At 62.3% G+C, this 12,201-nt stretch carries 11 protein-coding genes; 7 read left to right on the top strand and 4 right to left on the bottom strand.

From position 1 onward, the window contains the following. The first annotated feature begins 125 nt into the window (after positions 1 to 125). From BCY88_RS11305 to purU, 4 genes are all read left to right on the top strand, one after another. A complete protein-coding gene (locus BCY88_RS11305; RefSeq protein ID WP_120344339.1) occupies positions 126 to 692 on the top strand; it encodes an adenine phosphoribosyltransferase in 567 nt (188 codons plus the stop codon). Between the two features lie 56 nt (positions 693 to 748). Beyond that, complete coding sequence (locus tag BCY88_RS11300; RefSeq protein ID WP_028199098.1) at positions 749 to 1,363, top strand: LysE family translocator; 615 nt, start codon at positions 749 to 751, stop codon at positions 1,361 to 1,363. Positions 1,364 to 1,440: 77 nt separating this feature from the next. Continuing rightward, positions 1,441 to 2,298, top strand: coding sequence for an NUDIX hydrolase (locus tag BCY88_RS11295; RefSeq protein ID WP_120344338.1), 858 nt, complete (start codon positions 1,441 to 1,443; stop codon positions 2,296 to 2,298). A gap of 110 nt (positions 2,299 to 2,408) precedes the next feature. Continuing rightward, positions 2,409 to 3,278 (top strand): formyltetrahydrofolate deformylase, encoded by an 870-nt coding sequence (gene purU, locus BCY88_RS11290; protein ID WP_120344337.1) that lies wholly within the window; start codon positions 2,409 to 2,411, stop codon positions 3,276 to 3,278. 8 nt (positions 3,279 to 3,286) lie between these two features. Here the strand turns inward: purU and BCY88_RS11285 are convergent, their stop codons facing one another. Beyond that, complete coding sequence (locus tag BCY88_RS11285; protein WP_120344336.1) at positions 3,287 to 4,522, bottom strand: PepSY-associated TM helix domain-containing protein; 1,236 nt, start codon at positions 4,520 to 4,522, stop codon at positions 3,287 to 3,289. 62 nt (positions 4,523 to 4,584) lie between these two features. Between BCY88_RS11285 and BCY88_RS11280 the strand changes: the two genes are divergently transcribed. After that, positions 4,585 to 4,851, top strand: coding sequence for a hypothetical protein (locus BCY88_RS11280; protein WP_120344335.1), 267 nt, complete (start codon positions 4,585 to 4,587; stop codon positions 4,849 to 4,851). 11 nt (positions 4,852 to 4,862) lie between these two features. Here the strand turns inward: BCY88_RS11280 and BCY88_RS11275 are convergent, their stop codons facing one another. Further along, positions 4,863 to 5,948, bottom strand: coding sequence for an AI-2E family transporter (locus tag BCY88_RS11275; RefSeq protein WP_120344334.1), 1,086 nt, complete (start codon positions 5,946 to 5,948; stop codon positions 4,863 to 4,865). Positions 5,949 to 5,982: 34 nt separating this feature from the next. Further along, positions 5,983 to 8,856, bottom strand: a complete 2,874-nt coding sequence (gene uvrA, locus BCY88_RS11270) for an excinuclease ABC subunit UvrA (RefSeq protein WP_120344333.1) — start codon at positions 8,854 to 8,856, stop codon at positions 5,983 to 5,985. A 283-nt stretch (positions 8,857 to 9,139) separates the two neighbouring features. On the opposite strand from uvrA, the gene BCY88_RS11265 reads away from it, so the two are divergent. Together BCY88_RS11265 and BCY88_RS11260 are read left to right on the top strand one after the other, a co-directional pair. After that, complete coding sequence (locus BCY88_RS11265; RefSeq protein WP_183081338.1) at positions 9,140 to 10,327, top strand: MFS transporter; 1,188 nt, start codon at positions 9,140 to 9,142, stop codon at positions 10,325 to 10,327. A gap of 123 nt (positions 10,328 to 10,450) precedes the next feature. Beyond that, positions 10,451 to 10,990 (top strand): single-stranded DNA-binding protein, encoded by a 540-nt coding sequence (locus BCY88_RS11260; protein WP_120344332.1) that lies wholly within the window; start codon positions 10,451 to 10,453, stop codon positions 10,988 to 10,990. A gap of 115 nt (positions 10,991 to 11,105) precedes the next feature. Here BCY88_RS11260 and BCY88_RS11255 read toward each other — a convergent pair whose 3' ends face one another. Beyond that, entirely contained in the window at positions 11,106 to 11,906 is an 801-nt protein-coding gene (locus tag BCY88_RS11255; RefSeq protein WP_120344331.1) for a bestrophin-like domain, read from the bottom strand. Positions 11,907 to 12,201: the final 295 nt, after the last annotated feature.

Raw genomic sequence — 12,201 nt, 5'->3', positions numbered from 1 at the left:
CGGGGTGGTTCCGGGTTGACGTCTGGCTGGCCTTCCCTGGCGGCAGCGCCCGAACCAGCCGTATCTCGCCGCCCACACCTGAATTGGCATTTCATCGGACCTGTCGAGGTCCATCCGGAGACATCATGTCCAACGCGCTCGCGAGCGCGCCGCTCGATGCGGCCGACTACATCAAAAGCCATATCCGCACGGTGCCCGACTGGCCGCAACCGGGCGTGCAGTTTCGCGACATCACGCCGCTCCTGCAGGAGCCGAAGTCACTGCGCGTGCTGATCGATCTGTTCGTCCAGCGCTATATCGACGCGAAGCTCGACTACGTTGCAGGGCTGGATGCGCGAGGCTTCATCATCGGGCCGATTCTGGCTTATGAACTGAACCTCGGCTTCATTCCGATCCGCAAGCAGGGCAAGCTGCCGTACAAGCGGGTCGCGCAATCCTATGAGCTCGAATACGGCACCGCCACCGTCGAGATTCACGAGGACGCCTGCAAGCCGGGCGACCGTGTCGTGATCGTCGACGATCTGATCGCCACCGGCGGCACGATGATGGCCGGCAAGATTCTGCTCGAGCGGCTGGGCGCGGTGGTGGTCGAAGGTGCGGCGATCATCGATTTGCCCGACCTTGGCGGCTCGGCTCTATTGCGCAAAGCGGGGCTGCCGCTTTACACCGTGACTGAATTCGGCGGCCATTGAGCGGCCACTGAGCGCTGCCCGCGAACTTCTTCCTGCACACAAAGAAGGTAAGAAAGATGCCCAACTTCCTGCTGTTCCTCGCGACCTCGATTGCGATCACCATGGCGCCCGGTCCCGACAATCTGCAAGTGCTCGCGCGCGGCATCTCACAAGGCCGCGCGGCGGGCCTCGTCGCCGCACTCGGCTTTGCTGCCGGCATCACATTCCACACCACCCTCGCCGCGCTTGGCGTGGCCGCGCTGTTGCGCTCGTCGCCGGTTGCGTTTGAGGTGATCAAGCTGGCCGGCGCCGCGTATCTGATCTGGATCGGCATCAAGGCGCTGCGCAGCCAGGGCCTCGCCACCGCGCACGAGCGCGCGCCGCAACCGTTGATGGCGGTGTTCCGTCAAAGCGTGCTCGGCAATCTGCTGAATCCGAAGGTGACGCTCTTCTTCGTCGTGTTCCTGCCGCAATTCGTGCAGCCGCACGGCACGCAAAGCGTGACGGTGCAGATGCTCGAACTCGGCGTGTTGTTCATGTTGCAGACCGTGGTGGTGTTTTCGCTGTTCGGCGTTTGCGCGGGAATGATCGGCGGCTGGTTGAAGCGTCGGCCGCGCGTGGGTGTGTGGCTCGATCGGCTCGCCGGCGCGACCTTTATCGCGATCGGGATTCGCGTCGCCTTGCGTGATTGATGTGATCGAAGTGAGTGGGGCCGCCTGAGCGGTTGAATGAGCGGCCGGGCTCGCCAGAAGAACAGTTGGAGCTTTGAATGACTTTGCCTTGCATCACCGCCGCGCGCCGTTTCGATAGTCGCGCGCATCTGCCGTTCTGGATCGGCGCGGAGCAGGTCGGTTGGATTCGTTTGACCGATATGCCCTTGCTCGAGCGCTGGCCCGATGTGTTTGAAATCGACCGTGTGGAACAGCGGCGCGTGACGCTCGCGCCAGTGTTCAACACGGTCGATCTGCGCAGTGCGGCGCTCGGCTCTGTGATCGGCGCGCTTGCCGCCGAGGGCCGCATTCCCGGCTGGCGCAACGAGACTTACGCGATCCGCAATGCGTTCGATGCGCCGCCGCTCGCGTACATTGAACGCGCGGCGTCGCGCCTCTTCGGCACGATGACCTACGCGGTGCATCTGAACGGCGTCGTAGAATACGCGGATGGCGCACCGCAATTGTGGATCGCGCGCCGCAGCGACACCAAGGCAACCGACCCGGGCATGCTCGACAACGTCGTGGCGGGCGGAATCGGTTGGGGTTTCGGCGTCGAGGCGACGATCGTCAAGGAGTGCTGGGAAGAAGCCGGTATTCCCGAAGAGATCGCCGCGCGCGCCACGGCTGGCCGCACCGCGCATGTGCTGCAATCGTTGCCGGAAGGTACGCAGGCCGAACAGATTTTTATCTACGACCTCGCGTTGCCGGCCGATTTCGCGCCGCGCAATCAGGACGGCGAAGTGGGCGAACACCGACTCGCACGCATCGACGAAGTCGCGCGCTGGATCGAGGAAGGCGCGATGACCGTGGATGCGAGTCTCGCCACGCTGGATTGCCTGTTGCGCCGCCGTTGGATCGACGAAGACGCGTGTGCGGGCATCGAGACCTTGTTCGCGCCGCCCACGCTCGTATAAGTGCGAGCCGGGCGCGAGCGCGACGAACAGGCCGGCTTACGCCCTGTCACGCGGTATCGAGCAGGACACACAGAACACACCACGCACTGAAGAAGGGAGTCACCCAGGTCATGTCGACCGATCACAGCTTTATCCTCAAACTGTCGTGCGCCGACCGGCCCGGCATCGTCCACGCGGTTTCGGGCTTTCTGTTCGAGCGTGGCAGCAATATTCTTGACTCCGCGCAATTCGGCGACGGCCGCACGGGCGAGTTCTTCATGCGCGTGCATTTCCAGCAGGTGGGCGGCGATCCGGGCCTGGAGGTGTTGCGTACGTCGTTCGCGGCGCTGGCTGAGCAGTTCGGCATGCGTTGGGAGTTGCATGATGCATCGGTGAAGCCGCGCGTCGTCATCATGGTGTCGAAGATCGGCCATTGCCTGAACGACTTGCTGTTCCGTTATCGCACCGGTCAACTGGGTATCGAGATTCCGGCAATCATCTCGAATCACAAGGAGTTTTATCAGCTCGCGGCCAGCTACGACATTCCGTTCCATCACTTTCCGCTGCTGGGTGGCACACCGGATGCGAAGGCCGCGCAGGAAGCGCGCGTGCTCGAAGTGATCGGTGAGCATCAGGTCGATCTGGTGGTGCTCGCGCGCTACATGCAGATTCTGTCGCCGCAGCTTTGCGAATCTCTTGCCGGCCGCGCGATCAACATTCACCACTCGTTCCTGCCGAGCTTCAAGGGCGCGAAGCCGTATTACCAGGCGTTCGACCGCGGCGTGAAACTGATCGGCGCAACCGCGCACTACGTGACGACGGATCTCGACGAAGGTCCGATCATCGAGCAGGAAGTGGAGCGGGTGGATCACAGCATGACGCCGGAGCAACTCACGGCGATCGGCCGTGACGTCGAATGCGTGACGCTCGCGCGTGCGGTGAAGTGGCACGTCGAGCATCGCGTCGTGCTGAACGGCAGCAAGACCGTGGTGTTTCGTTAAGCAGAGGATCAGGACCGCATGGCGGTCCTGCCTGCCTCCCGCGCGCCTTCGGCGAGCCGTGAGTTCTGTGCCGAACGGCGGCGCGCATTCAGTTTCTTCAGCCAGATCAGCAGTCCCGTTGCGCTCAGCACGGCGACTGCAAGCCCCATCGCGCTGATCACAATCCGCCCGCCGAGACCGAGGATGCGTCCCGAGTGCAGCGGGAATTGCACCTGCATGAAGATGTCGCCGGCCGTGCCTTTGCCGGGAATCTGCACGCCTAGCGGCTTGCCGGTGGCCGCGTCCCAATACATCCACGGATTGCCGAGACCGAGGTCGCCGTGATCGTTGCCGGCGGCGTAGAAGCCGACGCCGTAGGCGCGCAGCAATTCCGCGTAGTAGACGCCGCCCGGCGGTACCTTCAGGTTCTGTGCTTTACCGGCTTGCTCGGCCAGCTGCACGATGCGCTCGCGGCTCAGCACCTGATCGCCGGGCTGGGGTTTGCGCAGAATTTCGGGGTTGTTGATGGGGTCCGGCGTGAGCGCCGAGAACATCGATACGACGGGCCGTACGACCGGTCCCGACAGATTCATCGACACCGACGTCAGCGCGACAATCACCAGCAGGCCCCAGATCCACACGCCGCCCGAGCGGTGCAGATCGAAGGTGAGCGCATAGCCGCCACGCCCCAGGCGAAACGCAAACGACTTGCGCCATGCCTTGAGGCTCGGAAACGACAGCCATAGCGCGATCACGCTATCGAACAACCACACGATCCCGACAATGCCCATTAGCCACGTGCCGGTATCGATACCGCCGGTGAACGGCAGGTGCAGCGTGTAGTGCAGCTTGTAGATGAACGGAATCAGATTGAGCCGCGCGAGCGAAACGGCGCCCCATTCACGGCGCCCTTGTATGTCGCCGGTGGCGGGGTCGACGGCGATCTGATTGAAGTCGAGCGGGTAGGGCTGCTGCGTGGCGGGGTCGGTGCGCGGCAGCACCATCATTTGCAACGTGTGGCCGGGTTCTGCGGCGAGCGGCAGATACGTGACCTGCAGGCGTGGATCAGCCGCTTCGACGCGACGTGCCAGCTCGAGCCCCGACAGCGCCGGGCCGGTGGTGCGGGCTTTGAAGAACGTCGGGTTCAGCGCCGCATCGAGTTCATGATCCCACGCGATGATCGCGCCAGTCAGGCCGGCAACGAACAGAAACAGCGCAATGGCGATACCGAACCAGCGGTGCAGGCGGACGAGCTGCCGCCTCATGGACGAATTGGCGAAAAGCGGCAGGGACTCTGAAACGATATCACGGTAAAGACATAGTGCGAATGGGAATTGTTCTCATCTTATGGAATTGTGCCACCGACTGCAAGTTTCCCGTAAGCGCGTCGTCGCTGGCGTTCGATGCCAGCATCACTCGTGGCCTCGAGGCGAGCTTCGGTGCGCTGTATCGGGAGCGCCATTCAAGCGGCATCGCCGGGGCGATCTCGACGGATGCAATATCAGGGTGCGACCTTGCCGCGCACGTTATCGCTGAACGCGCATCGACTTCTGAGCATAAAAAAAGCGGCACCCAGGTGCCGCTTTTTCGCTAGCTGCTATCTGCTTACACCAGCCGCAGATAAATCAATTCCCGCTTGATGTACGCGTAGAAGATCGGCGCCGCGACCACACCGGGCAGACCGAACGCGGCTTCCATCACGAGCATCGCGATCAGCAATTCCCAGGCGCGCGCCTCGATCTGACCGCCGACGATACGTGCATTCAGGAAGTATTCCAGCTTGTGAATCACGATCAGGAATATCAGCGACATGATCGCCGCCGGGAAGCTCACCGAGAGCGCCACCGCGACAATGATCGTGTTCGAGATCAGATTGCCGATCACCGGCAGCAAGCCGGCGATGAACGTCACCAGCACGAGCGTCTTGGAGAGCGGCAGCGTGTCGTGAAAGAGCGGCAGGATCACCAGCAGGAAGATGCCGGTGAAGACCGCGTTGATCGCGGAAATCTTGACCTGAGCGAATACGATGCGGCGAAAGGCATCGGCGAAACGGGTCACGCGCGTGACGAATGCCGTGGATAGCGGCAGCCGTTGCATATGCTTTTGTGCCCCGACCGCGATGATCGCCCCGATGATCATGCCGATCAGGATATGCGTGAAGCCGCGCGCCGCGGTCTTGCCGCTTTGCTGCAGCATGTTCGCGTGCGTTTGCATCAGCTCGGTCGCCTTGGTCTTCATCTGCTCGGTGTCGACCGGCAGATAGTTGGCGATGAACTGGGGAATCCGGCCGCGCGCCTGGTCGATCAACTGCATCGCCTGATCGAGCAGTTTCTGCACGCTCGGCACGTCGTTCTCGAAGTGCTCGATGATGCCGAGCGTCAGGCCCGTGAGTGCGCCGACTATCACCGCCGAGAGAATCACCACCGCGAGCCAGCGCGCGCGTTGACTCGACATGTGCCGCTCAATGCGCGGTGCGATGGTGTGCACGAGTTGGAACACGAGCAGCCCGGCCAGCAAGGCGCCAAGCAGCTTCAGTTCGATGACCCCCCACATTCCGATCAGCATCAGCACGTAACTGCCGATTTCGACCGCCGAAAGCTTCGGCAGGCTCATGTCGCTGGTCAGCCTGACCGGGCGTGGGCGTAGGTCCTGCACTTCCCCGTCGTCGCGCGCCTGATTCCGCTTGGCCATGGCTTATTCCGTCTCCAACCCGTGTTGTGCTGCGTTACTTTCTGCTGGCGGTGCGTTTCAGCAGCGGCGCCAGATATCTACCGGTAAAACTTGCCTTCGACTTCGCGACCTGTTCCGGCGTGCCTTGCGCAATAATCTGGCCGCCGCCGGCACCCCCTTCGGGGCCGAGATCGATGACCCAGTCGGCAGTTTTTATCACATCGAGATTATGCTCGATGATCACGACCGTATTACCCTGATCTCGCAATCGATGAATGACTTCCAGCAGCAGGGCGATGTCGTGAAAGTGCAGGCCGGTGGTTGGCTCATCGAGGATGTATAGCGTGCGACCGGTGTCGCGCTTGCTCAGTTCCAAAGATAGTTTGACGCGCTGTGCCTCGCCGCCGGAGAGGGTGGTGGCCGACTGGCCCAGCCGGATATAGCCCAGACCCACGTCCAGCAAGGTTTTCAGCTTGCGCGCGACGACCGGCACCGGCTTGAAGAACTCGTAGGCGTTCTCCACCGTCATGTCGAGCACTTCGCTGATGTTCTTGCCTTTGTACTGCACGTCGAGCGTTTCGCGGTTGTAGCGCTTGCCGTGGCATACGTCGCAGGGAACGTAGACGTCCGGTAAAAAGTGCATTTCCACCTTCAGCACGCCGTCGCCCTGGCAGGATTCGCAGCGCCCGCCCTTCACGTTGAACGAAAAACGGCCCGGATCGTAGCCGCGTTCTTTCGCTGCCGGCACGCCCGCGAACAGTTCGCGGATCGGTGTGAACAGGCCCGTGTAGGTCGCCGGATTCGAGCGCGGCGTGCGGCCGATCGGCGACTGGTCCACGTTGATGACCTTGTCGAAATGCTCCAGACCCTCGATCGATTCGTACGGTGCGGGCTCGGTGGACGAGCCGTACAGGTGATGCGCGACCGCGTGGTACAGCGTGTCGTTGATCAGCGTGGACTTGCCCGAACCGGACACGCCGGTCACGCAGGTCAGGAGGCCAACCGGCAGATCGAGCGAAACGCGCTGCAGATTGTTGCCGTACGCTTCGACGATGCGCAGACGCCGTTCGTCCGGTTCCTTGCGCTCGTCCGGGAATTCGATGCTGCGGGCGCCGGACATATACTGCCCGGTCATCGAGGCCGCGTTCGCCTGCACCTGCCTGGGTGTACCCTCGGCGATCACCATGCCGCCGTGCTCGCCCGCGCCGGGTCCCATGTCGACCACGTAGTCGGCCATGCGGATCATGTCTTCATCGTGTTCGACGACGATCACCGAGTTGCCCAGGTCGCGCAGATGCTTGAGCGTGGCGATCAGCCGGTCGTTGTCGCGCTGATGCAGACCGATCGAGGGTTCATCCAGCACGTACATCACGCCGGTCAAACCGGAGCCGATCTGCGAGGCGAGGCGAATCCGCTGCGCTTCACCGCCCGAGAGCGTTTCCGCGCTGCGTTCGAGCGACAGGTAGTCGAGCCCGACGTTATTCAGGAACATCAGGCGTGCGACGATTTCCTTGACCACCTTGTCAGCGATCTCGCGCTTCGAGCCTTCGAGCCGCAGCGTCTGGAAATAGCCGAGCGCGTCACGCAGCGGCCAGCCGCTGATTTCGAAGATGCCGCGCGCGTCGCTGTCCGCGCCGATCCGCACGAAGCGGGCTTCGCGGCGCAGCCGCGTGCCGGCACAGGCCGGGCAGGGCTGGTTGTTCTGATACTTGGCGAGCTCTTCGCGAACCGCGACCGAATCGGTCTCGCGGTAGCGCCGCTCCAGATTCGGGATGATCCCTTCGAACACGTGCTCGCGCACGGATGTACGGCCGCGTTCGTTGATGTACGAGAACGGGATCTCCTGCTTGCCCGATCCGAACAGCAGAATCTTGCGGACTTTCTCCGGCAGGTCTTCGACGGCCGTGTCGATGTCGAACTCGTAGAACGCCGCGAGACTTTGCAGCATCTGGAAGTAGAACTGGTTGCGCCGGTCCCAGCCCTTCACCGCGCCCGCCGCGAGCGACAGCGACGGATGCGCGACCACCCGCTTCGGATCGAAGAAGGTGATCTGGCCGAGGCCGTCGCACTCCGGGCACGCGCCCATCGGGTTGTTGAACGAGAAGAGGCGCGGCTCGAGCTCCTGCAGCGAATACGAGCAGATCGGGCAGGCGAACTTCGAGCTGAACAGTTTTTCCTTGTCCGTATCCATTTCCAGCGCGATCGCGCGGCCGTCGGCGAGACGCAGGGCCGTCTCGAACGATTCCGCGAGGCGCTGCTTCATATCGTCGCGCACTTTCAGGCGATCCACGACGACGTCGATCGTGTGCTTGTCGTTTTTCTTGAGCTTCGGCAGCGAGTCGACGTCATAGATCTTCGCGACGCCTTCGTTGGCGGTGCCGCCGCCCGAGCGGACGCGAAAACGGATAAAGCCCTGTGCCTGCATTTCCTCGAACAGCTCGACGTGCTCGCCTTTGCGGTTCGCCACGACGGGCGCGAGGATCATCAACCGGGTGTCTTCGGGCAGCGCGAGCGCCGCGTCGACCATCTGCGAGACGCTTTGCGCCTCCAGCGGAATTTCGTGGTCCGGGCAGTACGGCGTGCCGACCCGGGCGAACAGCAGCCGCAGATAGTCGTGAATCTCGGTCACGGTGCCGACCGTGGAGCGCGGATTGTGCGAGGTCGCTTTCTGCTCGATCGAGATCGCCGGCGACAGGCCTTCGATCAGATCGACGTCCGGTTTTTCCATCAATTGCAGGAACTGGCGGGCGTAAGCGGAGAGGCTTTCGACGTAGCGCCGCTGTCCTTCTGCATAGAGCGTGTCGAACGCGAGCGACGATTTACCCGAGCCGGACAGGCCCGTAATCACGACAAGCTTGTGACGCGGGAGGTCGAGATTGACGTTCTTCAGGTTGTGGGTGCGAGCCCCACGGATACGGATTTGTTCCACGCGTTATTCCAAGACTTGGCCCGTGACCTGGCGGAAAGAGGAGGAGGCTAAACCTGCTACTATAACGACTTTTCAAGACCGCCGTTACGGCTTCCTGACAGCCCGAAGAAGGCGCAAGGCAAGCTGTAAGGCAGCGGTCCAGCGCCGTGGGGAAGAGCTCTAACTGGGGCCAATTTCCGCGAGCACAAGGCGCCGCGAGGCTCCAGACGGGCGTGTAGCAAGGCCGCCCGCCCGAATGCCGCGCCGCATGCTGGCCGCCCAGCTCATTCAAAGAACGCTCCCGATGTCCAATCCGACCGCTACATCCTCACGCATGAGCGCGCCTGAAATGCGCGCGACCGTGTCGCTTGCCGCCATCTTCGCGCTGCGCATGCTGGGTCTCTTCATGATCATGCCGGTGTTCTCGATCTACGCGAAGACCATCCCCGGCGGCGACAACGTGCTGCTGGTGGGGATCGCGCTCGGCGCGTACGGCGTGACGCAATCGATGCTCTATATCTTCTACGGCTGGGTTTCGGACAAGATCGGCCGCAAACCGGTCATTGCGACCGGCCTCCTGATCTTCGCGCTCGGCAGCTTCGTCGCGGCGGGCGCGCACGACATGACGTGGATCATCGTCGGCCGGGTGATTCAGGGCATGGGCGCGGTGTCGTCCGCGGTGATCGCGTTTATCGCCGACCTGACCTCCGAAGAGCACCGCACCAAGGCGATGGCAATGGTCGGCGGCAGTATCGGCGTTTCGTTCGCGGTGGCGATTGTCGGCGCACCGATCGTATTCCAGTGGGTCGGCATGAGCGGCCTGTTCACGCTGGTCGGCATCTTCTCGATTCTGGCGATCGGGCTCGTGCTGTGGGTCGTGCCGGATGCGCCCAAGCCCGTGCACGTACGCGCGCCGTTCGCCGAGGTGCTGCATAACGTCGAGTTGCTGCGCCTGAACTTCGGCGTGCTCGTCCTGCATGCCACGCAAACGGCGCTGTTTCTCGTCGTGCCGCGTATTCTCGAAGCGGGCGGCCTGCCGGTCGCGTCGCACTGGAAGGTGTATTTGCCGGTGATGGGCCTCTCCTTCGTGATGATGGTCCCGGCGATCATCGCGGCGGAAAAGCGCGGAAAAATGAAAATCGTGCTGCTGTCGGCGATCGGTCTTATCCTGATCGGACAGTTGTTGTTGGGCGTCGCACCGCATACGATTCTGAGTGTGGCGGCGATCCTGTTTGTCTACTTTCTCGGCTTCAATATTCTTGAGGCGTCGCAGCCGTCGCTGGTGTCGAAACTGGCGCCGGGCACCCGCAAGGGCGCGGCGGCCGGCGTGTACAACACCACCCAGTCGATCGGTCTTGCACTGGGCGGCGTGATTGGCGGCTGGCTGCTGAAAGCGGATGGACAGAGCGCGGTCTTCTTCACTTGCTCGGGGCTGGTGTTTTGCTGGCTTATAATCGCCGCACAGATGAAACAGCCGCCGCGCAAGGCGTAAAAAGGCTCACTCAGAACTTACCTGGCGGCGGGCCGAGGCGCAGTTCCAGTCTCCGGCCCGCTGGCTTGAGATGTGAATTGTGCGTTGCCGCGCCGCCCGCAACGGAATCAACAGGAGAAACTCATGGCATCCGTGAACAAGGTCATTCTCGTCGGCAATCTCGGAGCCGATCCGGAAGTCCGTTATCTTCCGAGCGGCGACGCAGTGGCGAACATCCGCCTTGCAACGACGGATCGGTACAAGGACAAGGCGTCCGGCGAAATGAAGGAAGCGACCGAATGGCACCGCGTGTCGTTCTTCGGCCGGCTTGCTGAAATCGTGTCCGAATATCTGAAGAAGGGTTCGTCGGTGTACCTGGAAGGGCGCATCCGTACCCGCAAGTGGCAGGCTCAGGACGGCACCGACCGTTATTCGACCGAAATCGTCGCTGAGCAGATGCAAATGCTGGGCGGCCGTGGCGGCTCCATGGGCGGCGGTGGTGACGAAGGCGGTTACAGCCGCGGTGAGCCGTCGGAGCGTAGCGGCGGCGGTGGTGGCGGCGGCCGTGCGGTCTCGGGCGGCGGCGCTTCGCGTGGCGGCAGCGGCGGTGGCGGCGGTTCGAGCCGTCCGAGCGCGCCGGCCGGTGGCGGCTTTGATGAAATGGACGACGATATTCCGTTCTGAAGTCTCGGAACCGGAAACTGTAAGATCGACCCCGCTTTTTAGCGGGGTTTTTCTTTTGACGACCTCGCTGCGTCGCGAGTCATCGCCATTAAGCCTTGTCGCAAGCAGAATACTTTCACCGCCGGAGGTGCTCCAGCGCATCTCTCATCGGTGAACTGGAAATCACAATCGGCCCGGTAAACGGCGTATCCAGATCGGCGATCACATAGACCGCGGAAGCAATGGAAACCGCCCCAAGCGAGATCATGACCAATGCCAGCGCATTGCGCGGCGCGATCAATCCGAAGCTGAGAAAAATCACGCACAGCCAGAAAGTCAGAGTCATGAAGAACGGCAGAGAAATTGAGCTGTGCGCTTCCTCGATGATCTTCCATCGCGCGTCCACGGTTCGTCGATATTGCGTCAACGCATCACCCAGTGCGCGCTGCTGTAACGGATCGTGCGGCCGCAGTTGCCGCAACTGCCGCCCGACCGCGGTCAGCATGTCACCGAGCCGGACGTTCTCCAGCTTTTGCGTGTTGTCCTGAGTTCCGATATCCCGCGGATAGTCACCAGCCGGAGCCGGCTCACCTGGCCAGGTCGATGCAATCGCGGCCGCGGTGTACAGGCGCAGCAGGTGCCGGGCCTCGTCCGTGTCGCTGCCGTATTCCCGCATGGTGGTGTCGAATTCGATCAGGTCAGCCGCGAAAGCGCGCAAATCATTCGATTCGGTATCGAAACTGGCTTTTGCCGATGCCGTCATCAACCCGAGCACCAAGGCGGCAAACGTCACCAGCATGCCCATCACAAGCTGGATGAGTTGCACGGTTTCGTGCGCCTTGTGCTCCTCAGGCAGCAATGGCCGCACCCATACGCCAAAGCCGGTTATGACCAGCAACAAAGCGAAAACCAGCAGAGCCGAGCCTATCTCTGACATAGAAATGCTCCGGGGACGCGCGCCTCGTCACTGTCTACCAATCGCCGACCCCCGACCACCCGGGTAGTCCCGCAAATGCCCCTGCGTGAGTGGTTGCCGCGTTGCGCCCGTACATTGAGGCATCGCAAACGTATGCATCGTCAACCATAAAGTTTTCTGTAATCCGGCCGTAGACCATCTATGTGGCGTTCGCTTAAATTTCAAACAAAAGTTGCGGACCTGGCCGATGGGCTTGGGCGCAGCACGCGTGGCCGAGGCTAGCCCTCTGAGCATCCAGCCAGGCAGCCCAATGGAG

It is taken from the genome of Paraburkholderia fungorum (assembly GCF_003610895.1).
Lineage (GTDB): Bacteria > Pseudomonadota > Gammaproteobacteria > Burkholderiales > Burkholderiaceae > Paraburkholderia > Paraburkholderia fungorum_B.
Note: the sequence above shows the minus strand (reverse complement) of the source record. Positions and strands in the feature narration are given on the sequence as shown.

Excerpts from the sequence above, each read along its gene's own strand:
- BCY88_RS11265 (WP_183081338.1), top strand. The coding sequence starts at position 9,140 with ATGTCCAATCCGACCGCTACATCCTCACGCATGAGCGCGCCTGAAATG.
- BCY88_RS11285 (WP_120344336.1), bottom strand. The coding sequence starts at position 4,522 with ATGAGGCGGCAGCTCGTCCGCCTGCACCGCTGGTTCGGTATCGCCATT.
- BCY88_RS11305 (WP_120344339.1), top strand. The coding sequence starts at position 126 with ATGTCCAACGCGCTCGCGAGCGCGCCGCTCGATGCGGCCGACTACATC.
- BCY88_RS11275 (WP_120344334.1), bottom strand. The coding sequence starts at position 5,948 with ATGGCCAAGCGGAATCAGGCGCGCGACGACGGGGAAGTGCAGGACCTA.
- BCY88_RS11300 (WP_028199098.1), top strand. The coding sequence starts at position 749 with ATGCCCAACTTCCTGCTGTTCCTCGCGACCTCGATTGCGATCACCATG.
- BCY88_RS11255 (WP_120344331.1), bottom strand. The coding sequence starts at position 11,906 with ATGTCAGAGATAGGCTCGGCTCTGCTGGTTTTCGCTTTGTTGCTGGTC.
- BCY88_RS11280 (WP_120344335.1), top strand. The coding sequence starts at position 4,585 with ATGGGAATTGTTCTCATCTTATGGAATTGTGCCACCGACTGCAAGTTT.
- BCY88_RS11295 (WP_120344338.1), top strand. The coding sequence starts at position 1,441 with ATGACTTTGCCTTGCATCACCGCCGCGCGCCGTTTCGATAGTCGCGCG.
- purU (WP_120344337.1), top strand. The coding sequence starts at position 2,409 with ATGTCGACCGATCACAGCTTTATCCTCAAACTGTCGTGCGCCGACCGG.
- BCY88_RS11260 (WP_120344332.1), top strand. The coding sequence starts at position 10,451 with ATGGCATCCGTGAACAAGGTCATTCTCGTCGGCAATCTCGGAGCCGAT.